The organism is Rhizobium sp. SG741, from assembly GCF_012275435.1.
In the GTDB taxonomy this organism is placed as follows: domain Bacteria; phylum Pseudomonadota; class Alphaproteobacteria; order Rhizobiales; family Rhizobiaceae; genus Rhizobium; species Rhizobium lusitanum.
On record NZ_JAAZQP010000004.1, the window covers coordinates 415,174 to 440,517 of the forward strand.

The 25,344-nt window shown below is 60.2% G+C and carries 24 protein-coding genes; 7 read left to right on the plus strand and 17 right to left on the minus strand.

Annotated elements, in window-relative coordinates; translation table 11 throughout:
- The first annotated feature begins 3 nt into the window (after positions 1–3).
- Positions 4–237, plus strand: coding sequence for a BolA family transcriptional regulator (locus tag FHT29_RS13575; protein WP_004108912.1), 234 nt, complete (start codon positions 4–6; stop codon positions 235–237).
- Here the strand turns inward: FHT29_RS13575 and FHT29_RS13580 are convergent.
- Both FHT29_RS13580 and FHT29_RS13585 read right to left on the minus strand, forming a co-directional pair.
- Positions 223–1,422 (minus strand): hypothetical protein, encoded by a 1,200-nt coding sequence (locus FHT29_RS13580; protein WP_047556791.1) that lies wholly within the window; start codon positions 1,420–1,422, stop codon positions 223–225. The genes FHT29_RS13575 and FHT29_RS13580 overlap by 15 nt on opposite strands.
- 167 nt (positions 1,423–1,589) lie before the next feature.
- On the minus strand, positions 1,590–1,892 hold the full coding sequence (locus FHT29_RS13585; protein WP_037202359.1) for a hypothetical protein: 303 nt from the start codon (positions 1,890–1,892) through the stop codon (positions 1,590–1,592).
- A 378-nt stretch (positions 1,893–2,270) separates the two neighbouring features.
- On the opposite strand from FHT29_RS13585, the gene grxD reads away from it, so the two are divergent.
- From grxD to FHT29_RS13600, 3 genes are all read left to right on the plus strand, one after another.
- The gene (gene grxD, locus FHT29_RS13590; RefSeq protein ID WP_034504827.1) at positions 2,271–2,606 is read left to right on the plus strand and encodes a Grx4 family monothiol glutaredoxin; all 336 of its coding nucleotides are present in this window, start codon (positions 2,271–2,273) and stop codon (positions 2,604–2,606) included.
- Positions 2,607–2,743: 137 nt separating this feature from the next.
- Positions 2,744–3,976, plus strand: a complete 1,233-nt coding sequence (locus FHT29_RS13595; protein ID WP_037202360.1) for a multidrug effflux MFS transporter — start codon at positions 2,744–2,746, stop codon at positions 3,974–3,976.
- A gap of 13 nt (positions 3,977–3,989) precedes the next feature.
- Positions 3,990–5,270 carry a multidrug effflux MFS transporter gene (locus FHT29_RS13600; RefSeq protein ID WP_047556609.1) on the plus strand — a complete coding sequence of 427 codons (1,281 nt, stop codon included), beginning with the start codon at positions 3,990–3,992 and terminating at the stop codon, positions 5,268–5,270.
- A gap of 13 nt (positions 5,271–5,283) precedes the next feature.
- Here the strand turns inward: FHT29_RS13600 and FHT29_RS13605 are convergent, their stop codons facing one another.
- From FHT29_RS13605 to FHT29_RS13660, 12 genes are all read right to left on the minus strand, one after another.
- Positions 5,284–6,207: an adenylate/guanylate cyclase domain-containing protein gene (locus FHT29_RS13605; protein ID WP_037202363.1), complete on the minus strand. Its 924-nt coding sequence runs from the start codon at positions 6,205–6,207 to the stop codon at positions 5,284–5,286.
- A 120-nt stretch (positions 6,208–6,327) separates the two neighbouring features.
- Positions 6,328–7,152, minus strand: a complete 825-nt coding sequence (locus FHT29_RS13610) for an inositol monophosphatase family protein (protein ID WP_037202364.1) — start codon at positions 7,150–7,152, stop codon at positions 6,328–6,330.
- 17 nt (positions 7,153–7,169) lie between these two features.
- Complete coding sequence (locus FHT29_RS13615) at positions 7,170–7,997, minus strand: inositol monophosphatase family protein (protein ID WP_092573793.1); 828 nt, start codon at positions 7,995–7,997, stop codon at positions 7,170–7,172.
- A 69-nt stretch (positions 7,998–8,066) separates the two neighbouring features.
- Positions 8,067–8,948 (minus strand): tRNA 2-thiocytidine(32) synthetase TtcA, encoded by an 882-nt coding sequence (gene ttcA / locus FHT29_RS13620; RefSeq protein ID WP_047556605.1) that lies wholly within the window; start codon positions 8,946–8,948, stop codon positions 8,067–8,069.
- A gap of 60 nt (positions 8,949–9,008) precedes the next feature.
- The gene (locus FHT29_RS13625; protein ID WP_037202367.1) at positions 9,009–9,938 is read right to left on the minus strand and encodes a glutaminase; all 930 of its coding nucleotides are present in this window, start codon (positions 9,936–9,938) and stop codon (positions 9,009–9,011) included.
- 71 nt (positions 9,939–10,009) lie between these two features.
- Positions 10,010–10,627, minus strand: a complete 618-nt coding sequence (rpsD, locus tag FHT29_RS13630; protein ID WP_037202369.1) for a 30S ribosomal protein S4 — start codon at positions 10,625–10,627, stop codon at positions 10,010–10,012.
- Between the two features lie 223 nt (positions 10,628–10,850).
- Positions 10,851–12,368, minus strand: coding sequence for an ATP-binding protein (locus FHT29_RS13635; RefSeq protein WP_092573795.1), 1,518 nt, complete (start codon positions 12,366–12,368; stop codon positions 10,851–10,853).
- A gap of 129 nt (positions 12,369–12,497) precedes the next feature.
- Positions 12,498–13,643: an alpha-hydroxy acid oxidase gene (locus tag FHT29_RS13640; RefSeq protein WP_092573796.1), complete on the minus strand. Its 1,146-nt coding sequence runs from the start codon at positions 13,641–13,643 to the stop codon at positions 12,498–12,500.
- Positions 13,644–13,731: 88 nt separating this feature from the next.
- Positions 13,732–14,196, minus strand: a complete 465-nt coding sequence (locus FHT29_RS13645) for a GNAT family N-acetyltransferase (RefSeq protein ID WP_047556789.1) — start codon at positions 14,194–14,196, stop codon at positions 13,732–13,734.
- 2 nt (positions 14,197–14,198) lie between these two features.
- Complete coding sequence (gene murI, locus FHT29_RS13650) at positions 14,199–14,999, minus strand: glutamate racemase (protein WP_047556601.1); 801 nt, start codon at positions 14,997–14,999, stop codon at positions 14,199–14,201.
- Positions 14,980–15,822: an RNA methyltransferase gene (locus tag FHT29_RS13655; protein ID WP_037202374.1), complete on the minus strand. Its 843-nt coding sequence runs from the start codon at positions 15,820–15,822 to the stop codon at positions 14,980–14,982. Before FHT29_RS13655 ends, murI begins: the two co-directional genes overlap by 20 nt.
- A 113-nt stretch (positions 15,823–15,935) precedes the next feature.
- Positions 15,936–16,457 carry a hypothetical protein gene (locus FHT29_RS13660; RefSeq protein WP_246703036.1) on the minus strand — a complete coding sequence of 174 codons (522 nt, stop codon included), beginning with the start codon at positions 16,455–16,457 and terminating at the stop codon, positions 15,936–15,938.
- Positions 16,458–17,231: 774 nt separating this feature from the next.
- On the opposite strand from FHT29_RS13660, the gene FHT29_RS13665 reads away from it, so the two are divergent.
- Both FHT29_RS13665 and FHT29_RS13670 read left to right on the plus strand, forming a co-directional pair.
- Entirely contained in the window at positions 17,232–18,446 is a 1,215-nt protein-coding gene (locus tag FHT29_RS13665; RefSeq protein WP_037202377.1) for an NADP-dependent isocitrate dehydrogenase, read from the plus strand.
- Positions 18,447–18,564: 118 nt separating this feature from the next.
- Positions 18,565–19,191 carry a glutathione S-transferase family protein gene (locus tag FHT29_RS13670; RefSeq protein ID WP_047556598.1) on the plus strand — a complete coding sequence of 209 codons (627 nt, stop codon included), beginning with the start codon at positions 18,565–18,567 and terminating at the stop codon, positions 19,189–19,191.
- A 46-nt stretch (positions 19,192–19,237) separates the two neighbouring features.
- On the opposite strand, the gene FHT29_RS13675 is transcribed toward FHT29_RS13670, so the two are convergent.
- The 3 genes from FHT29_RS13675 to recA form a co-directional block, all read right to left on the minus strand.
- Positions 19,238–20,089, minus strand: a complete 852-nt coding sequence (locus FHT29_RS13675; protein ID WP_047556596.1) for an AraC family transcriptional regulator — start codon at positions 20,087–20,089, stop codon at positions 19,238–19,240.
- A 137-nt stretch (positions 20,090–20,226) separates the two neighbouring features.
- Positions 20,227–22,887: an alanine--tRNA ligase gene (alaS, locus tag FHT29_RS13680; RefSeq protein ID WP_047556594.1), complete on the minus strand. Its 2,661-nt coding sequence runs from the start codon at positions 22,885–22,887 to the stop codon at positions 20,227–20,229.
- A 172-nt stretch (positions 22,888–23,059) separates the two neighbouring features.
- Positions 23,060–24,145 carry a recombinase RecA gene (gene recA / locus FHT29_RS13685; RefSeq protein WP_037202383.1) on the minus strand — a complete coding sequence of 362 codons (1,086 nt, stop codon included), beginning with the start codon at positions 24,143–24,145 and terminating at the stop codon, positions 23,060–23,062.
- Between the two features lie 239 nt (positions 24,146–24,384).
- Here recA and FHT29_RS13690 point away from each other — a divergent pair, with 239 nt between their 5' ends.
- Positions 24,385–25,329 carry a carbohydrate kinase family protein gene (locus tag FHT29_RS13690; protein ID WP_047556592.1) on the plus strand — a complete coding sequence of 315 codons (945 nt, stop codon included), beginning with the start codon at positions 24,385–24,387 and terminating at the stop codon, positions 25,327–25,329.
- Positions 25,330–25,344: the final 15 nt, after the last annotated feature.

Here is a 25,344-nt window from a genome sequence, read left to right on the forward strand (position 1 = left end):
CCAATGCCAATGAACCCCGGCGATATCGAAGACATGATCAAGGCCGGCATTCCCGGAGCCAAGGTGACCATTCGCGACCTGGCCGGAGACGGCGATCACTATGCCGCCGAAGTTGTCGCGGAAGCCTTTCGCGGCAAAAGCCGCGTGCAGCAGCACCAGATGGTTTATGATGCCCTGAAGGGCAATATGGGCGGCGTGCTGCATGCCCTGGCGCTGCAGACCTCAGCGCCCGATTGAGGCTGCCTGCAACTCGCTGCCGGAGTTGAACGTCAGCTCCGGCATGTTGTTCGCCGAAAACTCCGCAAAGCGGGAGGCTGGCAATGGGCCAGCCGTCATCAGCGTAAAATCGAAGAATGCCCGCACGTCCGGCCCGAGCACATATTGCCGATGGACACGCAGGAAATCGCGCTTGATCTTGGCGTAGTGCTGCGCTGTCAGCATTTTCTTGAAACGCACGAACAGGATCGCGGGCTGCTTGTCATCGGCATGCCCGCAAACCGCCACGACCTTTGTCTTGTAGAAATGGATCGCGTCGGTCAGACAGTGAACGTCCACCCAGAACATCTCCTTGCAGCGCGCAAGCAAGCCAACGCGTGAGCGCAGCACCGCCGCCGACCGCATGAGGGCGCATTGCAGGATGGCGCTCCCCAAGGTCGCAAACACCACGCGCTTGTCACGAAAAACCTCAGGCTCCCGCTCAAGCAGGAGACCGATCACATGCGCCGCCACGGATGAGCCCATGCTATGCGAGGAGATGACGAATTCATCGACGCCGGGCTCATCCAGCGCCTGACGCACGCCGATCGCGCAGGTCTCCAGCCATTGCTCGTTGCCGATTCCGTTCAGCCCCGCCATCGCCACGGCCATCTCCCAGTCGGAGAAGAGATGCAGCGTATGCAACCTTTCGGCCTGCGGCAGAAAGGCATAGACGAAGAAAGCGACGGCCAAGGCGATGCTGCCGATATGGCTCCAGGCGGCCAGCCCCAACATGAACGGCAAGAATGCTATCGACAGGCTGAGCAGCAGCCCGACAAACATGAGGAGAAACGGAAATATGAAAAACAGGCCGAAACGCCATGCATGGCGGAAATAGCCTGTCATCCCTCCGGAAACGATAACCTTTGCGGCCGCCAGATAGCCCTGTGCCAGCCGCGTGAAGAATGGCCTGCCGTTCAACGCCGCAACCAGGTCGTTATGGTCGACAATATGGACACGGCTTTGCGTCCGCCAATCCGCAGCTTCGGCAGTCACATCGAAATAGGGTGCCCTACCGAAACTCTTCAGCTCGTCCACGGTGACCGAATAATCCCACACGCCGGCGCTTTGCCTGGCCGAGCGCTCGTAGCGCGCCCGATGCGCCGCCGCATCCAGCGGCTCAAAGCCAGGGAAGTGGAGAACCACCCGCTTCTTGATGCTATCCATATTGTCGTTGGTCCCCAGCACGCGCTTCAGCGGCAGATACACGTAAGCGACCGCCAAGACCACGGCCTGCTGGCTTTTTCATGGCAGCGCAATGCAAAGCTATCCATTCGCCGCACCGCTACAACGAGTGAAACTTCCGTCGTCTGAGGCTGAAAGCTCGAATCAGATCAGCATTCCCGGCCGGGATAGGGCGAGATGTCAGAACACGGATCCGCGGGGGGCGCAGTCATGATTTTTTCGATGACCGAAGCCACGGGCGGTTGCGGCGTCGGCGCGGTCGACGCGCGATAACCGAAAGCGATGCTTAGAATCAAAACGATGGCGCTGACGGTAAAGGCACTGTTCAATATCGAGGCTTTTGACGTGCGCACATGCTCATAATATTCCCGCTCGCCGTCGCTAGTCTCTTCCGTACCGTAAAACTCTCGCTCCTCACCAACCTGGCCCTCGGTATAATGATGATGGCTCATGGTGTCCGCTCCCTCAAATGCAATGCAATCTTCGCAAAGGACCGATACGCGCCAAACCGCATAAATCGACTGACTCTAACAAACATACCGGCCGCATGTAAAATTAATAGCAACCTAATATTAATCAACCCTTGCCTCGATTTTATGTGTGTTGTTCAGCTCTCAGGTTGAAGAGGCTATTTCAAAACGCACTGTTCAAGAAAAGTAGCTAATCGACGGATTCGGCCATCTTTCTTAACCGCTGATGCCGAAAATCCATTCATGCGATGAAAACGACGCGTGGTACGTTTTGCGGCTGGAAATCGAGCCGGTCGCTTGCTATTTAAGAAAGAGATTTAACGCTGTGGGCCTTGACCCCGCATGTGAAAGGACTGGAAAATGAGCGGCATTCACGAATTCATTGCCAATGAAGTAAAGAACAACGATGTTGTTGTCTTCATGAAGGGCACGCCCCAGTTCCCGCAATGTGGCTTCTCGGGCCAGGTAGTCCAAATTCTCGACTATATCGGCGTCGATTATAAGGGCATCAATGTCCTTGCTGATGCCGAGATTCGTCAGGGCATCAAGGAATACTCCAACTGGCCCACAATCCCGCAGCTCTACGTGAAGGGCGAATTCATCGGCGGCTGTGATATCGTGCGCGAAATGTTCCAGGCGGGCGAGCTGCAGCAGCACTTCCAGGAAAACGGCATCAGCGTTCGCGCCGCCTCCTGACCGGTCACCGGGCTCTCGTCCGGTTTCCATAGTTCACTTCGATCGAAAGGCGCTGCTGCAGGGCAGCGCCTTGATATGTTTATGGGAATAAAACCGTGACGACTACATCCCAGGCTATGTCCCATGGGCAACTGCCCATGGGCAAACGCGAGTTCATCGTACTCGCGGCCTTCCTGATGGCGATCAATTCATTGGCCATCGACATCATGCTTCCGGCTCTCCAGCAGATCGGCTCCAGTCTCGGTGTCGAGAACGAGAACCATCGGCAATACGTGGTAACAGCCTATCTGATCGGATTTGGCTCGGCGCAGCTTATCTACGGTCCGTTGTCAGATCGCTTCGGCCGCCGCATTCCCCTGTTGATCGGCATTGTCGTCTATGTCATCTCCGCTTTCGGCATTGCCCTTATTCCGTCCTTCGCCGGTCTGCTCGCCCTGCGCTTCATTCAGGGGCTGGGTTCGGCAGCGACGCGCGTCATCACCATTTCCATCGTCCGCGACGTTTTCGGCGGCCGCCTGATGGCCGAGGTGATGTCGCTGATCATGATGGTCTTCATGATCGTTCCGGTCATCGCGCCGGGAAGCGGCCAGATCATCCTGCTGATCAGCACTTGGCACATGATCTTCGTCTTCATCGGCACCATGGCGACCCTGGTCGGTCTCTGGATGTATTTCCGCCTTCCGGAAACACTGAAGCCCGAAAATATCCGCCCGCTGACCGTCAGGTCGGTTGCATCCGGCTTCCGCATGGTCCTGACGAACCGCGTCGCGCTCTGTTACACCATCGCCAGCACGTTCCTCTTCGGCGCGCTGTTCGGCTTCATCAACTCGGCCCAGCAGATCTACAGCGGCATTTACGGACTTGGCGTCTACACCCCCGTCGCCTTTGGTGGCGTGGCGCTCTTCATGGCTCTGTCATCCTTCATCAACTCGCAGCTCGTCGGCCGTTTCGGCATGCGGCGGCTGTCGCATGCGGCCTTGCTCGGCTTCTCCTTCATTACCTTTGTCTGGCTGATGGTGCAGCTTAATGGCCCTGCCCCGATGCCCTTCCCGCTGTTCATGATCTTCTTCGCGCTGGCGATGTTCCAGTTCGGTTGGATCGGTTCCAATTTCAACTCGCTCGCCATGGAGCCGCTCGGCCATGTCGCCGGAACTGCCTCCTCGGTGCTCGGTTTCATGAGCACGGTCGGCGGCGCATCGATCGGCGCCGGCATCGGCCAATATTTTAATGGCACGGCGACGCCGATGGTCATCGGCTACTTCACCGTCTCGCTGATCGGCTTGATGTTTGTGCTGATTGCCGAAAAGGGGCGCCTCTTCCGTCCGCACAATGCGCCACCGCCGGCCGATCAATCCCTCGCTTTGCATTGACAGGCAAATTCATATGACCCCGCCTCAAGAACACACGCCGGCGCAATCCGGCTCCAATCGTATCGGCCTCGGCATCGTCGAATTCATCATCATCATCGCGCTGATGACGGCGAGCATTTCCATGGGCATCGACAGCATGCTGCCGGCACTTCCGAACATCGGCCAATCCCTTAATGTCGCCAACCCCAATGACACGCAGCTGGTCATCGGCGTCTACTTCCTCGGCTTCGGCATCTGCCAGCTCTTCTTCGGCAGCCTGTCGGATACCTATGGCCGCCGTAGCATTCTGCTCGGAGGCCTGGCCTTTTATACGGTGACGCTGTTTGCGGCGGCCTGGAGCGGCAATCTCTTCGCGCTGCTCGCTCTGCGCTTCGCACAGGGCGTCGGCGCCGCAGCCGTGCGCATCACCACGCTTGCAATCGTCCGCGATTGCTTCGGCGGTCGTGAAATGGCGCGCGTCATGTCCTATGTCATGATCGTCTTCATGATCATGCCGATGGTCGCACCTTTCGTCGGCCAGGTGATCGTTGCCTATTCCAACTGGCAATGGATCTTCATCCTGATCGGCATAGTCAGCGCCGGTCTTTTCCTGGTCGCTTTCTTCCGCATGAAGGAAACGCTTCCGACAGAAGAGCGCCTGCCGCTCTCGGTCGCTTCGGTCGTCTCCGGTTTCAAGACGGTTCTGACCAACCGCATCACCTGTGGCTACATGATCGGCCTGACGCTCTACACGGGTGTGATCTGCGCCTATATCGTCTCGGTGCAGCAGGTATTCGGTGAAGTCTACGGCCTCGGGGACACGTTTCCGATCGCCTTTGCGGCGACGGCAGCCGGCACGGCAGTGGCGCAGTTCGCCAATGGTTATTTCGTGCGTAGCTTCGGCATGCGGCGCATTTCCCACGCCGCCATGATCGTTTTCACCGTCCTGGGCGCTGTCGGCTACGTCGTCGGGATGTTCGGTCAGCCGAGCTTCACGTTCATCTATGTGCTGATCTCGATCATGCTGATGATGTTCGCTGTTATCACCACCAACTTCATGGCCATCAGCCTCGAGCCAATGGGACACCTGGCGGGCACCGCGGCTGCCATCACCAGCTCGGTCTCGACCACCGTCGGCGTTCTGCTCGGCGGCATCGTCGGCCAGATGTTCGATGGCACCGCTCAGCCGATGATCGCTGGCTTTACCATATTCGGTGCGCTCACGATCGTCGCGACGCTATGGGCCGAACGTGGCAAGCTCTTCACCCATCCCGGTGATACGCCGGCACTGGAGCCGGGCATGGGGCACGTCTGAACGGCGCACTCTCTTACGCGTCGCTGCGCGAACGGCTGACCCAACGCAGCGCCGCGGCAATCGCAAGTCCGAAGAGTGGCCACATCGCCCAGGGTGTGCCCTGCCAGGTGAAAATGTTGATCGCGACGATGCCGATGCCGGTGACAATCATGCGGGCGATAACGATGTCGATCCGCTTGTTGCTCCGCGCAAAACGGAGCGCCCCAACCCAGGTAAGCGCGAGTATGGGCCACTTTGCCCAGAACTCGCCATGCCATGTCAACGCGTTCAGCGCGGCAAGTCCGACCGCGACAACGAACAGCGCGCCATAGCTCCGCCGCCAATCCAATAAAACGGGTTCTTTCGTTGTGTCCTCGGGCATGCGAACCGGTTGCGGTCTGGCGCGATCGTCAACTGAAGTGTCGACGACCTGCACGCCGCCGACCCGCACCGCATAGCTCGGCACGCCGCCTTCGATGTTCTTGACCTCGAGCTGACCGAGAAAATCGAAGCCGACCGCGACCTTGTTCCGCACTTGGTCGTAGACGGTATTCGAGATGACGATACCGCCCGCCGCAGCGCGCGACTGAAGCCGAGCGGCTATATTGACTCCATCGCCGTAGAGATCATTGCCATCAGCGATTACATCGCCAAGGTTGAGACCGATGCGAAAGAGCATCTGTCTTTCGGTATCCATGGCGGCATTGTAGCCGGCCAGTTCGTTCTGGACGTCGATTGCCGCCCGTACGGCTTCCACAACGCTTGGAAATTCGGCGAAGACGCCGTCGCCCCAGGTATTGATCACCCGGCCGCCATGCGCTTCAATGAGCCGCGTCATTGCATCCCGATAACGACGAAGGGTCGCAAGCGTCCCCTCCTCATCCTTGCCCATAAGACGCGTATAGTCTTGCACGTCTGCGCAGAAGATGGTGGTCAGCTTGCGGCTCGTTTCGGACATCTGCCTCATCCTCTCGGCAAGCGCCGATCGCAGTCCTTGCCTGTTGCGGCGAAGATAGCCTTCCCGACGCGACTTTCCAAGTAGCCGCGCCGACTATCCGATCCGGCTCGATGCGGCCTGTTAGACGGTGAAAACCTCACGCCGCAGCAATTCCCAGGAATCCTTATCCACCGCGACGAGCAAGCCTCCGTCGAGATGATGCGGCAGATAGGGCGAGCCGTCGAAGCGACGCACATAAGCGCCCGCTTCCTGCGAGATCAGCGCGCCGGCGAGATGATCCCAGGGCATCAGCTTGTTGTACATCAGATAGTGGACATGGCCGCCGGCAAGCGTGCGATACTCGTGCGCCGCGCAGCGATAGTTGGTGGAGTAGCGCACCTTGGCGAGATTGCCCATGACTTCCGCGCGCTTGTCCTTCGGCAGGAAGCCGGTCGATGCCATGCCGACCATGTCTTCCAGCGCGACCGATTGCGTAACCCTCATGCGCAGCGTCTCGCCGTCGGGGCGACGCAGCCATGCGCCGCTGCCGCGCTCCGCCAGCACCCAGTCGTCGCCCATCGGATCGAAGATGATGCCAGCGACCGTTTGACCCTTGGAGATCACCGATGCCATAACGCCGAAGGCGGGGATGCCCGAGGCGAAATTGAACGTGCCGTCGACAGGATCGACGATGATGGCCAGATCCGCATCCGGCAGCTTGTCGAGCAGTGCGGGATCGGCGGCAACAGATTCTTCGCCGATGAAGAGCGCCTCGGGCCAGAGCCGCGACACCTCGGCCTTCACCATGCGCTCGGCACGCTCGTCAGCCTCGGTCACCAGATCGGTCGCTTCGCTCTTGGCGCGAACATCGCCGCTGCCAAGTCTGCGGAAGCGCGGCAGGATCTCCATCTGCGCGGCGCGGCGCAACACATGAGCAAGGGTAGTGATGTCAACGGGCGATGTCATGATATGGTCCTTTCCTGTCAGGCGCCGATGATCTCGCGGCGGATCATTTGCCAGCTATCCTCATCCGGCGCAGAGATAATGCCGCCGGTGGTCTCGCCGGGGCGGTATGGTGTGCCATCGAATTTGGCCGTATAGCCGCCGGCCTCCTGATGCGCCAGCACGCCGGCAAGATGATCCCAGGGCATTAGCTTGGAATGGCCGATGAAATGCCATTTGCCCGATGCCACCATCCAGTATTCGTAGGCGGAACAATTGAGCGAGAAGGTCATGCGTGTCTTGGCGAGATTGGCGCAGATACGCGACCTCTCCGGCTCATCCATATGCCCCCAGGATATTGCGCCGGTCATGGCGCTCAGCGCAGCGGGTGCGGCAACCGAAAGCCGCCTCGCCTGCCCCTTGCCACGACGCAGAAAGGTGCCCGCACCACGCATGGCGGTAACGGTGTCACCGAGTACCGGATCATAGATGACGCTGGCGATCGTCTCGCCCTTGGCGACGACAGCAACGATCGTGCCGAATACCGGCAGCCCTGCCGCGAAATTGAATGTGCCGTCCACCGGATCAATGGTAAAGGCCAGATCCGCATGCGCCAGTGCCGGCACAACGGACTTGTCGGCCTCATAGGCCTCTTCTCCGACGATGAGAGCGCCGGGAAAGCGCGCCTTCAGCGCCGCAGTGATGTATTGCTCGGCCAGCAGATCTGCCTCAGTCACCAGATCGATGGCCGACGTCTTTTCCGATATGTCGCCATCACCCAGATTGCGGAACCGCGGCAGGATTTCCCGCGCCGCCGCCTCGGCAACGATCGTCATCAGATGGTCGAAGTCTGTATCGGAGAAAGTCATGGAAGGCCTTTATCTTGGGAGAGGCCTCCTCTTATGACCGATTCGATGACGCTGGTGTGGCAAAACCGCCTAATCGGCGTCGGTTTGTCCAGTCATCAGCCCAGCAAAATCGAAGAGCTTGGGATCGAGCAGATGCGACGGATTCACATGCGCCAGCGCCCGCAGCATCGTATCCTTGCGGCCCGGCATGCGCCGCTCGATATCGGCGAGCATATCCTTCATCGCATTGCGCTGCAGCCCGTCCTGCGAGCCGCAGAGGTCACAGGGAATGATCGGAAACTGCATGGCGGCGGCGAACTTGGCGAGGTCGTCTTCGGCGGCGTAAGCGAGGGGGCGCAGCAGCATCAGATCGCCCTCATCATTGAGAAGCTTTGCCGGCATGGAGGCCAGGCGACCGCCGTGGAAGAAGTTCATGAAGAAGGTTTCGAGAATATCCTCGCGGTGATGGCCGAGCACCAGCGCATCGCAGCCCTCTTCGCGCGCGATGCGATAGAGATTGCCGCGGCGCAGGCGCGAACAGAGCGAACAATAGGTCGCACCCTCCGGCACCTTTTCCTTCACGATGGAATAGGTGTCGCGATATTCGATGCGATGCGCGACGCCGATCTTCGTCAAATAGTCCGGCAGGACATGCTTCGGGAAGTTCGGCTGGCCCTGATCGAGATTGCAGGCGATCAGTTCCACCGGCAACAGGCCGCGCCATTTGAGATCGAGCAGGATCGACAGCAGCCCGTAGGAATCCTTGCCGCCGGAAAGGCCGACAAGCCAGCGCTTCTGCCCCTTCAGCATCTGGAAATCCTCCAGGGCCTGACGCACCTGCCGCAGCAGGCGCTTGCGAAGCTTGTTGAAGGAGACGGATCGAGGCGCATCGGAAAACATCGGATGCACGGCAGCAGCGCCGTCCTCAGCCTCGATATCGATCTCGTCCATTACCGTCGTCGCGATGTTCATTCCGTCGTCCTCAGTGCCTCGCCACGCTGATAGCAGAAAGCGCCGAAAGAAGACACCGCATCAATCGCCGAACACCGACCAGCCGGTGCGCGCAGCCAGCATTTCCAGCGCCACGGCGCCGAGCTGCGAATTGCCGACCTTGTTCAGGCCCGGCGACCAGACGGCAATCGATCCGATACCCGGCGCCACGGCGAGAATGCCGCCGCCGACGCCGCTCTTGCCGGGAAGGCCGACATGATAGGCGAAATCGCCGGAGCCGTCATAATGGCCGCAGGTCAGCATCAGCGCATTGATGCGCCGCGCCCGCTTCGGCGAAACGACGGAATGGCCTGTGATCGGATTGCTGCCACGCGCCGCAAGATAGAGCCCCGCCTTGGCAAGCTGTTCGCAGCTCATCGAAAGCGCGCACTGGTGGAAATAGACGCCGAGTACATGCTCGACCGGATGATCGAGATTACCGTAGGCGCGCATGAAATTGGCGAGCGCGAAATTACGGAAGCCTGTCTGCGTCTCCGAGCGCGCTACCCTGTCGTCGATGGTGATCGACTCGTCATCGGCTACATAGCGTACGAAGCGCAGGAGCTCGCCGATCGCCTCGCGCGGCGCATGGCCAGACAGCACGACATCGCTGACGGCGATCGCGCCAGCATTGATGAAGGGATTACGCGGAATGCCCTCTTCACGCTCGAGCTGGACTATGGAGTTGAAGGAGGTGCCTGACGGCTCGCGTCCCACTCGGTTCCAAAGGCTTTCGCCGATCTTGCCGAGCGCCAGCGTCAGCATGAAGACCTTGGAAATGCTCTGGATGGAAAAGGCAGTGCCCGCATCACCGACGCTGTGAACCTCGCCGTTGACGGTGGCGATCGTCATGCCGAACTGCTTCGGATCGACCTTGGCGAGCTCCGGAATGTAATCGGCAACCTTACCCTCGCCGATACGCGGCGAAAGCTCCGTATGGATGCCGTCGAGAATTGCCTGCAGATCGGTCATAGGGCGCTCCAAAGACAAAAAAGCCGCTCGAAAGGAGCGGCTTTTCCATCATCAAGAAAAATATCCGCTTTTTAACGCGAATAGAATTCGACGACCAGCTGCGGTTCCATGACGACGGCGTAGGGCACATCGGCGAGGGTCGGAACGCGAGCGAAGGTCGCTACCATCTTGTTGTGATCGGCTTCGATGTAGTCCGGAACGTCGCGCTCAGCGAGACCAATCGATTCCAGAACGATCACGAGCTGCTTCGACTTTTCGCGGACTTCGATCACGTCGCCAGCCTTGCAGCGATAGGAACCGATGTTGACGCGAACGCCGTTCACCGTGACGTGGCCATGGTTGACGAACTGACGGGCTGCGAAGACGGTCGGAACGAACTTGGCGCGGTAGACGATCGCGTCGAGGCGCGATTCGAGCAGGCCGATCAGGTTTTCCGAAGTGTCGCCCTTGCGGCGGTTGGCTTCGTCGAAGGTGGCGCGGAACTGCTTTTCACGCAGGTCGCCGTAGTAGCCCTTCAGCTTCTGCTTGGCGCGCAGCTGCACGCCGAAGTCGGAGAGCTTGCCCTTGCGGCGCTGGCCGTGCTGGCCCGGGCCGTATTCGCGACGGTTGACCGGGGACTTCGGACGACCCCAGATGTTCTCGCCCATACGGCGGTCAATTTTGTACTTGGACGATTCGCGCTTGCTCATCGCATTTCCTTTCAAACTATTTGAGCGGCCCGTTGCCGAACCGCTAAGGAAACACGCCCTCCTCTGAACTCCATTTTCGAGCTCTGACAGGCTTCTCACATTAGCGAACGGAGAAAGCCACGGGACATGTCAAATGAAACACCGGACATTTCTGCCCGGCGTTGGCGCGGTCTGTAAGGGGTCGTCATGAAAATGTCAACAGCAGGATCGAAGGAAGTGACGGCTATTCCGCAGCCGCTTGCTCTTCGCCATGCATATCAGGCGCATTGGCATCGCCCGGGGCCGTCTGGCAGTCGATATCCGGGAACGCCACAACGCGGCGACCGGAGAAATCGGTATGGACGACGACGCTGCCCTGTTCCTCGAAGTAGCTGAGCAAACGCCGGGCGCGGCGGGCCGAGTGGGTACCGTAGGCACGGGCGATCCGCGCATCGGAGGGGCAAGCTTCGCCGCCGATGGCCGCCTTGGCAAGCATCAGGAAGACACCCTGCAGATCGTCGGTGACACCAGCCGAAAGCGACAGAGCCGTCGCCCATGCCTCCGTCGCCATCGTCGCCTCATCCGCGCCGGAGCGCACCACCGCCACGCGGCGGCGAAATTCCGACAGGCTCATCGGCGCACCGGGCACGCGGCGCATGCGCAGCCGCACGAGAAACTCCTGGTAAAGGACGGAATCCGTGCGGAAGGCAGAGGCCGGATCATCCAGGATTTCGGAAAGCACGGCGGTCACCCGCGCTTCGCGATCCTCGTTCGACAATTCTGGCTGGCTCGGCTTCGGCTCTGCCGCAGCCGCGTTCGTCGCAGGGGCGGAACGCGATAGTTCGGCCAGGATATCCGTCGTCGGGCGCGGCACGGGTGTGGCCCGGCGAACCATCGGCTTGGAAAACTCCTCCGGATCCGGCGTAAAGATCAGATCCTCGACATCCTGAGGCGCATCCGGCAACGGCATCAGCTTCGGGCTGGAGGAGCGCGCCGAGGTTTCCACGGAACCGATCGTGATCGGCAGCGGCCGCCGCGATAGCGCCGGACCGAGCGCGACGAAATTGCCGCGCTTCAGATCGCGGAACATCTCCGCCTGCCGGCGGTCCATGCCAAGCAGGTCGGCAGCACGCGCCATGTCGATGTCGAGGAAGGTGCGGCCCATCAGGAAGTTGGAGGCCTCGGCGGCAACGTTCTTGGCAAGCTTCGCCAGGCGCTGTGTGGCGATGACGCCGGCAAGACCGCGCTTTCGGCCGCGGCACATCAGATTGGTCATGGCGCCAAGCGACATCTTGCGCGCATCTTCGGAGACATCGCCGCCCACGGACGGCGCAAACATCTGCGCCTCGTCGACGACAACCAGCACCGGATACCAGAATTCGCGATCGGCATCGAACATGCCGTTGAGAAAAGCCGCGGCGGCGCGCATCTGCTGCTCGATATCGAGCCCTTCCAGCGTCAACACGCAGGAAACGCGATGCTGGCGGATGCGGTTGGCAATGCCGGCAAGCTCGGCCTCAGTGCGCTCGCCATCAACGACCACATGCCCGAACTTATCGGCCAGCGTGACGAAATCGCCTTCCGGATCGATGATGACCTGTTGGACCCATTGCGCCGACTGTTCCAGCAAACGCCGCAGCAGATGCGATTTTCCGGAGCCGGAATTGCCCTGCACCAGGAGACGGGTTGCCAGCAGCTCCTCGATATCGAGCTGGGCGCTGGTCCCGCCGGACGCCGTTCCCATGTCGATGCCGACCTGCAATGCACTTCCCCTGTCGTCAAGAATCAAATGCCGATGCGTCCCATCTTTCTGAAAGGACGCGCCTTCGTCTAGCAAAGATTTCCAAGCTTCGCGCCCGTGGATTGAAAAAACCCACAGGCAATCGCGATGTCAGCGAAACCGCAGATTGGCGCGCGACAACTGGTCGACCGAGGTGCAGCCCATCAGCTTCATGTCGCGCTCGATCTCGGTGCGCAAATGCCGCAGCGCGCGTTCGACCCCCGCTTGGCCGGCAGCTGCCAGCGGATAGAGATAGAAGCGGCCAAGACCTACGGCCTTGGCGCCGAGCGACAGGGCCTTCAGCACATGCGTGCCGCGCTGGATACCGCCGTCCATCATGACGTCGATGCGGTCGCCGACGGCATCGGCGATTTCCGCCAGCTGGTCGAATGCCGCTCGCGAGCCGTCCAACTGCCGGCCGCCATGGTTCGAAAGCACGATGCCCGTGCAGCCGATGTCGACGGCACGCTTTGCATCCTCAACCGACATGATGCCCTTCAGGCAGAACTGCCCGTCCCAATGCTTCACCATTTCGGCAACGTCGTTCCAGTTCATCGACGGATCGAGCATCTCGGTGAAGTATTTGCCGATCGACATCGCGCCGCCGCTCATATCCACATGCTCATCGAGCTGCGGCAGGCGGAATTTCTCGTGCGTGAGATAGTTCAACCCCCAGGCTGGCTTGATGGCGAATTGCGCAATGCCGGCGAGATTGAGCTTGAAGGGAATGGAGAATCCGGTGCGCAGGTCGCGCTCGCGATTGCCGCCGGTGATGCTGTCGACGGTGAGCATCATGACGTTGACGCCGGCATCCTTCGCCCGCTGCATCATCGCGCGGTTCAGCCCGCGATCCCTGTGGAAATAAAATTGATAGACCTGCGGCCCCTGATGCTTCTTGCGCACCTCCTCGAGACTGACCGTGCCGAGCGAGGAGACGCCGAACATGGTGCCGATGGAAGAGGCTGCCGCCGCAACCGCATTTTCGCCCTCGTGATGAAAGAGCCGCTGCAGGGCCGTCGGCGAGCAGTAGAAGGGTGTGGCGAGCTTTTGTCCCATGACGGTGACAGACATATCGACACTGCTGACGCCGCGAAGGACGTTCGGAACGAGATCACAGCTCTCGAAGCTCGCCGTGTTGCGCCGAAGCGTCACTTCGTCGTCGGCAGCACCATCGATGTAGTTGAAGATCGGACCGGGAAGACGGCTCTTCGCAAGAGCGCGGAAATCATGGAAATTATAGCAGTCAAGCAGGCGCATGGCTCGCCTCTGCATGGAAACTGCAACCATTTTCAAAAAACATCAAATATCGTCCTCCCAATATCCCGCCGCTTAGTCCGACCTTGCATTACAGTCGATGCAACCGTGCTTCCCATTTGTAAAGCACGTCCGGCTCCTTCTCCTCATTGCCTGCCCCGTCCGACTCGTCAACAACGAAGAAGCCGTGTTTTTCGTAAAAGCGGCGCGCCGGCGCATTTCGTTGAAACGTCCAGAGCGAAAGCACCGGATAGGCCGATTTGGCGACATCGAGCAAACGGCTGCCGATGCCATGCCCCTGTGCCTCTGGCAAAACGTAGAGCTGATCGATCCAGTCCTCCAGAAATGCAATCACGCCGACCAAGCGGCCGCCCTCTTCCGCACCCCAGATCTGGCAGTCCTTGAACACCACTGCACTCCAGAAGCCGACATCTTCCTCCGTCGTATGAAGCCCGGAAAGCGTCGGAAGCCGCTCGTCGAAGGAGGCGCGGTGAACGGCCGCTGCTGCGGGCATGTCCGCGAGATCGAGTTTACGCAACGAAACCTTGTCTGCCATCATCAAGCCCTAAGCCCAAAACCCTGCATCAGCCGCCGGGTTGGAAAATCCGGCGCGCCTGACGTAAACATTGCAAAGTCGAAATTGTCAGGATGGACGGCATCGACGGCTTGCGGCACCAGGCTGCGCGCACGGCGCGCGATCGCCTCGGCCGGATCGAGCCAGTCGACCGGCCAGGGTGCGAGCCTGCGGAAGATGTTGGCCATGAAAGGGTAATGCGTGCAGGCCAGCACGACGATGTCAGTCCTGCGTCCGTCCTTCTCGACGAAGCACTGATCGATCTCGGAGAGCACCGCTTCGTCGGAAACCACATCGCCCCGAATATAGGCCTCCGCCAGGCGCGCCAGATTTTCCGAACCCACGAGCCGGACATGGCATTGAGTGGCGAAGGACTGGATCAGGTCGCGCGTATAGGCCCGCTTGACCGTGCCCGGCGTCGCCAGCACCGAAACCAGACCAGAGCGGGTCCGTTCCGCAGCCGGCTTGATCGCCGGCACCGTGCCGACGAAGGTCATTTGCGGAAAGGCGGCGCGCAGATCGGCGCCGACAAGCGTGAAAGCCGTGTTGCAGGCAATAATGCAAATTTCCGGATTGTATTGCGCGAGCAGCTTGGCGAAGAGATCGATGATGCGCTCCTTCAGTGCCGGCTCTTCCCAGCCGCCATAAGGAAAACCGGCATCATCGGCGACGTAGATGAAACCGCGCTCCGGCATCAGCACCCGCGCTTCGCGCAGCACGGTCAGGCCACCGATGCCGGAGTCGAAGACCAGGATGGGTTTCAGCTCATTCGCCGCTGCTGTCATCGTTCGTGGTTTCCTTGGATGCGCTGGACGATCGGGGATGGGAACCGCTGCCGCGGGGAGATTTCCGCGTGAAGCGATCGAGAGACGAGATCACGCCGCGCAAGACGCTGATTTCCTGTTCGGTGAACGCCCGGCGCGAGAGGACAGCGCGGAGATTGTCGACCATTTTCGGCTTTTTCCCGGCAGGATGGAAATAATTGCGGGCGTCCAGCGCCTCCTCGAGCTGGTCGAAAAGGCCGAAAAGTTGATCCTTCGTCGAAGGCCGCTGTTCGATTGCCTGGAAAGGCACGGCGCCGAGATCCTCCATGCCCGACTTCATCCACTCATAGGACATCAGCAGCACGGCTTGGGCGATGTTCAGGGAAGCGAAAGCGGGATTGACGGGGAACGTCACGATCTCGTCGGCAAGCGCCACTTCCTCGTTCGTCAGGCCCCAGCGCTCGCGCCCGAAAAGAATGCCCGTGCCCTCGCCGGCCTTGAACCGGGCGCGAAGGGTCTCCGCCGCGACGACCGGCGAACGCACGGGCTTATAGCCATCGCGTTCGCGTGCCGTCGTCGCATAGACGAAGTTCAGATCGGCGACCGCCTGCTCCAACGTATCGTAGACCTTCGTCGCCTCGATGATGTGATCGGCCTTCGAAGCGGTCGCCTGCGCTCTCTCGTTCGGCCAGCCGTCACGCGGATTGACGAGGCGCAGTTCTGCGAGACCGAAATTCGCCATGGCCCGCGCCACCATGCCGATATTCTCGCCCATCTGCGGCTCGACCAGAATGACGGCCGGCCCCTCGGCTAGAAGTTGACGCTCGCTGTTCGTGCCTGCCATGACGCTTTTTCTCCGGGCGCGAACCCCGTCCGCGCAAATCACGGTCGCAATAGCGAGACACCAGCCGATCGGCAAGGTTTTTGCGCGCCGGCGCCGCGACGAACCCTGCCCGACTATTGTGGATTGGCCGGCTTCTGCTGATCGGAAGGCTGCTGTTGCTGCTGCTTGACAAGATCCTGCATGACCGATTTCAGCGAGCTCGGATTGCCGTTGTCGTCGATCGTGATGATGTCGTCGATGACGGGTTTTCCGGCCTCCTGGATGACTTCGAAACGAACCGTCGTCGTCTTCTGGTAGTCGGCGTCCGATCCCATGCAGGTGGATTTCTTGAACGTGGCGAGGACTTCCGTCACATCGCCTTTGGGCGGCTGTCCTGCGAGCTTCATGTCCTCCAGCGGACAAGCATCCTGCGCGTTGACGATGACGTCGTAGTCGAACGGTGAAATCCCGTCCTCGTCGGCTGCGGGAAACTGCGCCGCCGCCTGGTATTTGGCAGCAAAATCCTTGCTGTAGACATCCTTGAGCTTGCTCTCGTCGAAAATATCCTGCCAGTCGCTGTCTCCGCCTGCCCAGTTCGAGACGGTGGCATCCATGATGACCTTGACAGGAGCCGTCGCATCGGCCGCAAGCGCCATATTCGCCCCCAACGAGAACTGAAGGAATGTGAGGACAAGCGCGGATGCGGCGAATTTCTGCATGATATGATTCCGTTGCGACAGGCAAAACATGGGCGACATTAGACGCATCCACCGCTTTGGCAATGGTGCCGATTTTGAAAAACCACCCGTCGGACCGAAGCTGCGCTGATAAGATTACGACGATTTCAAAAGCCGTCTTTGTCGGCGTTCCAGGCTTGTATGTTCCTTTTACAAGGAAGGCCGGGCCTTCGTATCGAGTGGATATATGCGGTTTGCTATCCGATATGCGGCGAAGACAATTTCGCCGAGGGGGACATCATGTCGCGTGGCCTGTTGGTATTCGTGCGGCAGATATTTGTCTGCCTCGCAGTTGCATTGCTCGGCGCCTGGACGTTGTTCCGGCCCAAAAGCTTTAAGGCCTTCGTGCATGAAAATTTTGGAATTTTTCCGAGCGTCAAGCCCGGCATCCAACCGATAACTATCCTCATAAGGCTCTCATCGGCTTTTTTGCTCTGATACGCCAAAATGCTGGCGCAGGTCTTCGGTGCTGAAATTCTCTTTCTCGTTCATATCGTGCAGCACCTGGCTGGTTGACACTGACATCGAAAAGTCGATCGCTACCGGAAGGTGCCATGAAGCGGATGTGATGAGCAAAAACGCCGCCTTGGCGCCGCTTTGGCTTTGCGTTCGGAACTTGCGATGCTATAGCGCTCGAGACTTCATATCACTCACGGGGACATGCGCCCCCATCAGCTTAAACGAGGCAGAAGCATGAAGAAGATCAAGGTCGCTAACCCCGTTGCCGATCTCGATGGCGACGAGATGACTCGCATCATCTGGCAGTTTATCAAAGACAAACTGATCTACCCCTACCTCGATATCGATATCGACTATTACGACCTCTCGGTCGAAAACCGCGATGCGACCAACGACCAGGTCACCGTCGACGCCGCCAACGCCATCAAGAAGCACGGCGTCGGCATCAAGTGCGCGACGATCACGCCGGATGAAGACCGCGTCAAGGAATTCAACCTCAAGCAAATGTGGAAGAGCCCGAACGGCACGATCCGCAACATCCTCGGCGGCGTCATCTTCCGCGAACCGATCATCTGCAAGAACGTGCCGCGTCTGGTTCCGGGCTGGACCAAGCCGATCGTCGTCGGCCGTCACGCCTTCGGCGACCAGTATCGCGCCACCGACTTCAAATTTCCGGGCAAGGGCAAGCTGACCATCAAGTTCGTCGGCGAAGACGGCACGGTCATTGAAAGGGACGTCTTCGACGCCCCGGGCGCCGGCGTTGCCATGGCCATGTACAACCTCGACGAATCGATCCGCGAATTCGCTCGTGCGTCGATGATGTACGGCCTGATGCGCAAGTGGCCGGTCTATCTCTCGACCAAGAACACCATCCTCAAGGCCTATGACGGACGCTTCAAGGACATCTTCGAAGAAGTCTATCAGAGCGAATTCAAGGCGAAGTTCGACGAAGTCGGCATCACCTACGAACATCGTCTGATCGACGACATGGTCGCCTCCGCCCTGAAGTGGTCCGGTGGCTACGTCTGGGCCTGCAAGAACTACGACGGCGACGTCCAGTCCGACACGGTTGCTCAGGGCTTCGGCTCGCTCGGCCTGATGACCTCGGTCCTCTTGACGCCGGATGGCAAGACGGTTGAAGCCGAAGCCGCCCACGGCACGGTCACCCGTCACTATCGCCAGCACCAGAAGGGCCAGGAAACCTCGACGAACTCGATCGCCTCGATCTTCGCCTGGACCCGTGGTCTCGCCCATCGCGCCAAGCTCGATGACAATGCCGAACTCGCCAAGTTCGCCGCAACGCTCGAAACCGTCTGCGTCGACACTGTCGAAGCCGGCTTCATGACCAAGGATCTGGCGCTGCTCATTGGCCCGGATCAGCCGTGGCTCTCGACCACCGCCTTCCTCGACAAGATCGACGAAAACCTCCAGAAGGCCATGGCTGCCTAAGCCTCGGCAACATCAAGGCTTACGGAAACCCGGCCTCAGTGCCGGGTTTTCTTTTGTCACGCAACTTGCTGACCCGCCTGAGCGATGGCAAGAATGCACCAAACCAAGGGAGGATCTTATGACCGAGGAACTCGTTTTCTACACCAATCCCATGTCACGCGGACGTATCGCCCGTTGGATGCTGGAGGAAATCGGCCAGCCCTATCGCACCGAATATCTCGATTTCGGCACGACGATGAAGGCGCCCGACTATCTCTCGATGAATCCCATGGGCAAGGTGCCGGCGATCAAGCACGGCGATACCGTCGTCACCGAGGGCGCGGCCATCTGCGCCTATCTGGCCGAGACCTTTCCACAGGCGGGCCTGGCGCCGACGGCAGCCGAGCGCGGACGCTACTTCCGCTGGATGTTCTTTGCGGCTGGGCCGATGGAGATGGCCGTCACCAATCGTGCCCTTGGCTTCGAAATTCCACCCGAGCGCCTGCGCATGGCCGGCTGCGGCAGTCTGGATAATGTATTCGACACTCTGGAACAGGCAGTCAGCGTTTCCCAGTACATTGCGGGCGACCGTTTCACGGCCGCGGACGTCTATGTCGGCTCCCATGTCGGCTGGGGTCTCAATTTTGGTACTATCGAAAAGCGACCGGCCTACATCGACTATTGGAACCGCGTTAGCGACCGCGATGCCTATCGCCGTGGCAACGAACTCGATAACGCGGCAATGCCGAAGCAAGCGAATGGCTGAAAGGCCAAGGCTCTACAGCCATTCCCTCGTGTGAAACATCATGCCGCTATTGCAGCGGCATGTAGATATCGGTCAACAACTCCGTCGGCTGCACGTCGCGCGGATTGTTGAGATATTCCTCGAACATGACGGCATCGCGCAGTTGCCGGCCGGAGGCCGGCAGCCATTCGGCATAGAGCCACTGATAGGCCCTATACATATCGGCATAGGGGCCCTTGTGCCGCAACACGGCATATTCGCCGCCATCGACGGCTCGCCGCTCCAGCGGAGCCTCGACGGCAATCTCCTCGCCGGCATTGACGCAGGCGTAGGAGTGCAGTTTCTCGGCCGCGACAACGTCCGGATCGTCGAGATAGACGCCGATCATCCGCATATCGGGCCTGGCGAGGCCGCGCGCATAGAGCGTACCGAACAGGGTTTCGAAAGCCTGGCCGATCTGCATGTAGGGACCCTTGTGGGAAACCCCGATCAGCGAGACCGGTGAGATGGTGCGAAGCGTAACGTCGAACATGAGCTTGATCCTTCCTTGGGTGCTGGGTTCGAAAATCGTGTGGCTTCCCTCATTCCGATATCGCGCCGGCGGCATGCCGTAGACGGATTTGAAGATGCGGTTGAACGATTGGAGGTTGGGATAGCCCGATCGCTTTGCAATGTCGCTGACCACAAGATCGGTGCGGACGAGATCGCCGGCGGCGCGGTGAAGCCGCAACCGTTTGACGGTAGCAGCCGCCGTCTCGCCATAGATCGCCCGATAAATCCTGTGCCAGTGATAGCTGGACATGCAGGCGATCCCGGCAAGTTTCTCCATATCGAGCTCTTCATCCAGATGCTCGTGGATATAGGCAGAGACCCGCCGCAGACGGGTCTCGTAAAGCGCCCATGCCGTTTCGCCGTTCATGTCCAACTCCTTGCAAATCGATCGGCCCCAAGGAACCATATCTCGATTTGACAAATCCTGCTGAGTCGGTTGCACAAACGAAAACGGCGGAGGTCAACTGCCTCCGCCGCGTCCGATATTGGAATGAAATCTGGCCCTTAGCCGGCGAGTGCCCCAGCAACCGCTTCGACCGCCTCATTCGCCTTGGCACCATCGGGGCCGCCGGCCTGAGCCATGTCGGGACGTCCGCCGCCGCCCTTGCCGCCGAGGGCAGCAGACGCGATGCGGACGAGATCGACCGCGCTGAAGCGGCCGGTCAAATCCTCGGTGACGGCAACGACGGCGCTGGCCTTGCCATCCTCGGAAACGCCGATCAGCGCAACGACGCCGGAGCCGAGGCTGGCCTTGCCTTCATCCGCCAGCCCCTTGAGATCCTTGGGGTCGACACCGGAAACGGCTTTACCGAGGAATTTGACGCCACCGACATCGCGCACCGCATCGGCAGAACCGCCCTGGCCGCCGCCCATGGCGAGCTTGCGCTTGGCATCGGCCAATTCACGCTCCAGCTTGCGGCGCTCATCCAGCAAAGATTCGACGCGCGAAACGACATCCCCGGGCTGCACCTTCAGCGCCGAAGCGAGGCTCTTCACGCGCTCGTCCTGCTCGGCAAGATAATCACGCGCGGATTCGCCTGTCACGGCTTCGATACGGCGCACGCCGGCACCGACAGCGCTGTCGCCGAGAATGCGCACGAGCCCGATCTGGCCGGTGGCGGATACATGCGTTCCGCCGCAAAGCTCGATGGAATAGGGCTTGCCGGCCTTGGCGCCGCGCACGCCCTGCCCCATGGATACGACGCGAACTTCATCGCCGTATTTCTCGCCGAACAGCGCCATCGCGCCTTCCGCGATCGCATCGTCGACGCTCATCAGGCGGGTCGTAACAGGCGAATTCTGCAGAACGATCTCGTTGGCCATATCCTCGACGATCTTCAGCTCCTCGGCCGACATCGGCTTCGGATGCGAGACGTCGAAGCGCAGGCGCTCGGGCGCGACCAGCGAGCCCTTCTGGGCGACGTGGGTGCCGAGCACTTCGCGCAGGGCCTCATGCAGCAGATGGGTCGCGGAATGGTTGGCGCGCAGGCGCGAGCGCCGTGCGTGATCGACCGTCAGCACGACGGCATCGCCCACCTTGATCGTGCCTTCCGAAACCTCGGCGCTGTGAACGAAAAGGCCTTCGCCCTTCTTCTGGGTGTCGCCGACAACAAGCTTGCCGCTGTCGCCGGAGATCACACCGGTATCGCCCATCTGGCCGCCGGACTCGCCGTAGAACGGCGTCTGGTTGACGACGATCTGCACCTTGTCGCCGGCCGAAGCACTGTCGATAGCGGCGCCGTCCCGAACGATCGCCTGGATGACACCCTCGGCAGCCTCCGTGTCGTAGCCGAGGAACTCGGTCGCGCCGAACTTTTCCTTGAGCTCGAACCAGATGGTCTCGGTCGCCTTGTCGCCGGAGCCTGCCCAATGCGAACGCGCCTCGGCCTTCTGCCGCTCCATGGCGTCGGTGAAGCTGGAAATATCGACGCCGATGCCGCGGGCACGCAGCGCGTCCTGAGTCAGGTCCAGCGGGAAGCCATAGGTATCATAGAGCTTGAATGCGGTTTCGCCGTCCAGGCTATCACCCTTGTGCAGGTCCGACGTGGCGTCCGACAGAAGCGACAGGCCACGTTCCAGCGTCTTGCGGAAACGGGTTTCCTCAAGCTTCAGCGTCTCGGAGGTCAACGCTTCGGCGCGCACCAGCTCAGGATAGGCGCGCCCCATCTGCTGGATGAGCGTCGGCAGCAGCTTCCACATCAGCGGCTCCTTGGCGCCAAGCAGCTGGGCATGGCGCATGGCGCGACGCATGATGCGGCGGAGCACGTAGCCGCGGCCCTCGTTCGACGGCAGCACGCCGTCGGCGACCAGGAATGCCGAGGAACGCAGATGGTCGGCGATGACACGATGGCTGGCGCGATGTTCGCCCTCAGCCTTCACGCCGGTCGCCTCTTCGGAGGCTTCGATCAGTGCGCGGAAGAGATCGATGTCGTAGTTGTCGTGCTTGCCCTGCAGCACGGCGGCAACGCGCTCGAGACCCATGCCAGTGTCGATCGACGGACGCGGCAGATCGACACGCTCCTGCTTGCTGATCTGCTCGAACTGCATGAAGACGAGATTCCAGATCTCGATGAAGCGATCACCGTCTTCTTCCGGCGAGCCGGGAGGGCCGCCCCAGATATGATCGCCGTGGTCATAGAAAATCTCCGAACAGGGGCCACAGGGACCGGTATCGCCCATCGCCCAGAAATTGTCGCTGGTGGCGATACGAATGATCTTGTCGTCAGAGAGGCCGGCGATCTTCTTCCACAGATTATAGGCGTCGTCGTCAGTGTGATAGACCGTGACCAGCAGGCGCTTGGCGTCGAGGCCGAATTCCTTGGTGATCAGATTCCAGGCAAGCTCGATGGCGCGCTCCTTGAAATAGTCGCCAAAGGAGAAATTGCCGAGCATTTCGAAGAAGGTATGATGGCGGGCGGTATAGCCGACATTGTCGAGGTCGTTATGCTTGCCGCCGGCGCGCACGCATTTCTGCGCTGTCGACGCCGTCGTATAGGGCCGCTGCTCCAACCCGGTGAAAACGTTCTTGAACTGCACCATGCCGGCATTGGTGAACATCAATGTCGGATCGTTGCGCGGCACCAGCGGGCTCGACGGCACGATCTCGTGGCCGTTTTTCTTAAAATAGTCGAGGAAGGTCGACCGGATTTCATTCACACCGCTCATATTGGGCCCTTCAGTACTGCCATCAGCAACTTGCGTCAAAGTCAGTGGCTTTTATCGTTCGCTCCCGGCCCTGTCCAGCCGCACGAACAAAACCGGCCGCACATCTCTTGGACAATGCGGCCGGTTTCGGATTTTGGTCTTATATCAGGCCCGGGATCGCTCCCTGAAACCGCTATTCCGCAGCGGCGTCGCCATCATCGGCATCAGGGCCGCCATTCTGCAGGAAGCGATCGGCGATCAAGCCGGCATTCTGGCGCAGTGACAACTCGATCTCGCGGGCGAGATCCGGATTGTCGCGCAGGAAGAGTTTCGCATTCTCGCGACCCTGGCCGAGGCGCTGGCTGTTATAGGAGAACCAGGCGCCGGACTTTTCGACGATGCCGGCCTTGACGCCGAGATCCACCAGTTCGCCGGTTTTGGAAACACCCTCGCCATACATGATGTCGAATTCCACCTGCTTGAAAGGCGGCGCCATCTTGTTCTTGACGACCTTGACGCGGGTCTGGTTGCCGACAACCTCTTCACGCTCCTTGACGGCGCCGATACGGCGGATGTCGAGGCGGACCGAGGCATAGAACTTCAGTGCGTTGCCGCCGGTCGTCGTTTCCGGCGAGCCGAACATGACACCGATCTTCATGCGGATCTGGTTGATGAAGATCACCATGCAATTGGACTTCGAGATCGAAGCGGTGAGCTTGCGCAGCGCCTGGCTCATCAAACGAGCCTGCAGGCCCGGCAGGCTGTCACCCATCTCGCCTTCGATTTCGGCACGCGGCGTCAACGCCGCGACGGAGTCGATGACGAGAACATCGATAGCGCCGGAGCGCACCAGCGTGTCGGTAATTTCAAGCGCCTGTTCGCCGGTGTCGGGCTGCGAGATCAGCAGGTTCTGCAGGTCGACGCCGAGCTTGCGGGCGTAGACCGGATCGAGCGCGTGTTCGGCGTCGACGAAGGCGCAGATGCCGCCCTTCTTCTGCGCTTCGGCGATCGTCTGCAGCGCCAGCGTCGTCTTACCGGAGCTTTCCGGCCCATAGATTTCGATGATACGCCCCTTCGGCAAGCCGCCGATGCCCAGCGCAATATCGAGGCTCAGGGAGCCAGTGGAAACCGTTTCTATTTCGACCACGTTCTCGTTGGAGCCGAGCTTCATGATCGAGCCCTTGCCGAACGACCGCTCAATTTGAGAGAGTGCCGCTTCAAGTGCTTTGCTTTTATCCACCGATTTGTCCTCTACAAGCCGCAAAGAATTCTGAGACATTCGATCCACCTTTAGGTTATTGAAGCCGCTCTAGCAATGTCGCCGCCGATGAGAATTCTGTACTCTATTTGTTCTCCAATCACAAGAGCACAACAAGCAATTGAAAGAAAAAGGTAAAATGAATTCCGTTCTACTTTTGTTTTCTCCTTTCTTCCCAAGCACTTACGAGTCCGCGACGATCGGATCAGGCTTGTTGGCGGCCGGTCCGATTCGCCTTTTTGATTGCTGAGGAAAACCATATGGCGAAGAAGATTCTCGTTCTTGGCGGCGCCCATGTCGACCGTCGCGGTCGCATCTTCGGCGAGACGGCGCCGGGCGCCAGCAATCCGGGAGCATGGTTCGAGGAGCCCGGCGGCGGCGGCTTCAATGCAGCCCGCAATCTCGCCCGCCTAGGCTTCGACGTAAAGCTGATCTCGCCCCGCGGCGGCGACCCCTCCGGAGAGATGGTGGCCGAGGCCGCCAGCCACGCCGGCATCGACGACAAGCCTTTCGTGTTCCTCGACCGCAAGACACCGAGCTACACCGCGATCCTAGAACGCGACGGCAATCTGGTCATCGCGCTTGCGGACATGGAGCTCTACAAGCTGTTCGTCCCCAGGCGCCTGGCGATTCGCGCCGTTCGCAATGCATTCGAGGCGACCGACCTCGTTCTTTGCGACGCCAATCTGCCGGCCGAGACGCTGAGTGCCATCACAGCAAGGGCGTCCTTCTGCGGCAAACCCGTCGCCGCCATCGCGATTTCGCCTGCGAAGGTGGTTCGGCTGAAGCCGTGCCTTGCCGGCATCGATCACCTGTTCCTCAACGAAGCCGAGGCCGCGGCGCTGACGGAGAGCCGTCCGGAAGACCCGCGCGAATGGGTGAGCGAATTGCGCGCACTCGGTCTGCGGAGCGGCGTGATCACCCGCGGCAAGCGCGAACTGATCGCGTTCTCGCGCGATGTCGTCATCAGCCTGCAGCCGCCCATCGTCGACAATGTCGCCGATGTCACCGGCGCGGGAGATTCGCTTGCCGCAGGAGTTCTGGCCGCCCTGCTCGCCGGCCACGACCTTGGCGAGGCCGTGCGTCACGGTGCTGCTGCGGCGGCAATCACCGTGCAGTCGCCCTTCGCCACCGCCGAAAATCTCACACCCGAGCTGCTAAAGACGACGTTGGCCCTTGTTCCAGAGGCCGCTATACTGTCATGAAGCCTGCTCAAATCG

What these genes read in the sequence shown, in the direction of transcription:
- FHT29_RS13575 (WP_004108912.1), top strand. Translation starts at nt 4, where the DNA reads ATGCCAATGAACCCCGGCGATATCGAAGACATGATCAAGGCCGGCATT.
- FHT29_RS13580 (WP_047556791.1), bottom strand. Translation starts at nt 1,422, where the DNA reads ATGGATAGCATCAAGAAGCGGGTGGTTCTCCACTTCCCTGGCTTTGAG.
- FHT29_RS13585 (WP_037202359.1), bottom strand. Translation starts at nt 1,892, where the DNA reads ATGAGCCATCATCATTATACCGAGGGCCAGGTTGGTGAGGAGCGAGAG.
- grxD (WP_034504827.1), top strand. Translation starts at nt 2,271, where the DNA reads ATGAGCGGCATTCACGAATTCATTGCCAATGAAGTAAAGAACAACGAT.
- FHT29_RS13595 (WP_037202360.1), top strand. Translation starts at nt 2,744, where the DNA reads ATGGGCAAACGCGAGTTCATCGTACTCGCGGCCTTCCTGATGGCGATC.
- FHT29_RS13600 (WP_047556609.1), top strand. Translation starts at nt 3,990, where the DNA reads ATGACCCCGCCTCAAGAACACACGCCGGCGCAATCCGGCTCCAATCGT.
- FHT29_RS13605 (WP_037202363.1), bottom strand. Translation starts at nt 6,207, where the DNA reads ATGTCCGAAACGAGCCGCAAGCTGACCACCATCTTCTGCGCAGACGTG.
- FHT29_RS13610 (WP_037202364.1), bottom strand. Translation starts at nt 7,152, where the DNA reads ATGACATCGCCCGTTGACATCACTACCCTTGCTCATGTGTTGCGCCGC.
- FHT29_RS13615 (WP_092573793.1), bottom strand. Translation starts at nt 7,997, where the DNA reads ATGACTTTCTCCGATACAGACTTCGACCATCTGATGACGATCGTTGCC.
- ttcA (WP_047556605.1), bottom strand. Translation starts at nt 8,948, where the DNA reads ATGAACATCGCGACGACGGTAATGGACGAGATCGATATCGAGGCTGAG.
- FHT29_RS13625 (WP_037202367.1), bottom strand. Translation starts at nt 9,938, where the DNA reads ATGACCGATCTGCAGGCAATTCTCGACGGCATCCATACGGAGCTTTCG.
- rpsD (WP_037202369.1), bottom strand. Translation starts at nt 10,627, where the DNA reads ATGAGCAAGCGCGAATCGTCCAAGTACAAAATTGACCGCCGTATGGGC.
- FHT29_RS13640 (WP_092573796.1), bottom strand. Translation starts at nt 13,643, where the DNA reads ATGCGCCTGCTTGACTGCTATAATTTCCATGATTTCCGCGCTCTTGCG.
- FHT29_RS13645 (WP_047556789.1), bottom strand. Translation starts at nt 14,196, where the DNA reads ATGGCAGACAAGGTTTCGTTGCGTAAACTCGATCTCGCGGACATGCCC.
- murI (WP_047556601.1), bottom strand. Translation starts at nt 14,999, where the DNA reads ATGACAGCAGCGGCGAATGAGCTGAAACCCATCCTGGTCTTCGACTCC.
- FHT29_RS13655 (WP_037202374.1), bottom strand. Translation starts at nt 15,822, where the DNA reads ATGGCAGGCACGAACAGCGAGCGTCAACTTCTAGCCGAGGGGCCGGCC.
- FHT29_RS13660 (WP_246703036.1), bottom strand. Translation starts at nt 16,457, where the DNA reads ATGGCGCTTGCGGCCGATGCGACGGCTCCTGTCAAGGTCATCATGGAT.
- FHT29_RS13665 (WP_037202377.1), top strand. Translation starts at nt 17,232, where the DNA reads ATGAAGAAGATCAAGGTCGCTAACCCCGTTGCCGATCTCGATGGCGAC.
- FHT29_RS13670 (WP_047556598.1), top strand. Translation starts at nt 18,565, where the DNA reads ATGACCGAGGAACTCGTTTTCTACACCAATCCCATGTCACGCGGACGT.
- FHT29_RS13675 (WP_047556596.1), bottom strand. Translation starts at nt 20,089, where the DNA reads ATGAACGGCGAAACGGCATGGGCGCTTTACGAGACCCGTCTGCGGCGG.
- alaS (WP_047556594.1), bottom strand. Translation starts at nt 22,887, where the DNA reads ATGAGCGGTGTGAATGAAATCCGGTCGACCTTCCTCGACTATTTTAAG.
- recA (WP_037202383.1), bottom strand. Translation starts at nt 24,145, where the DNA reads ATGTCTCAGAATTCTTTGCGGCTTGTAGAGGACAAATCGGTGGATAAA.
- FHT29_RS13690 (WP_047556592.1), top strand. Translation starts at nt 24,385, where the DNA reads ATGGCGAAGAAGATTCTCGTTCTTGGCGGCGCCCATGTCGACCGTCGC.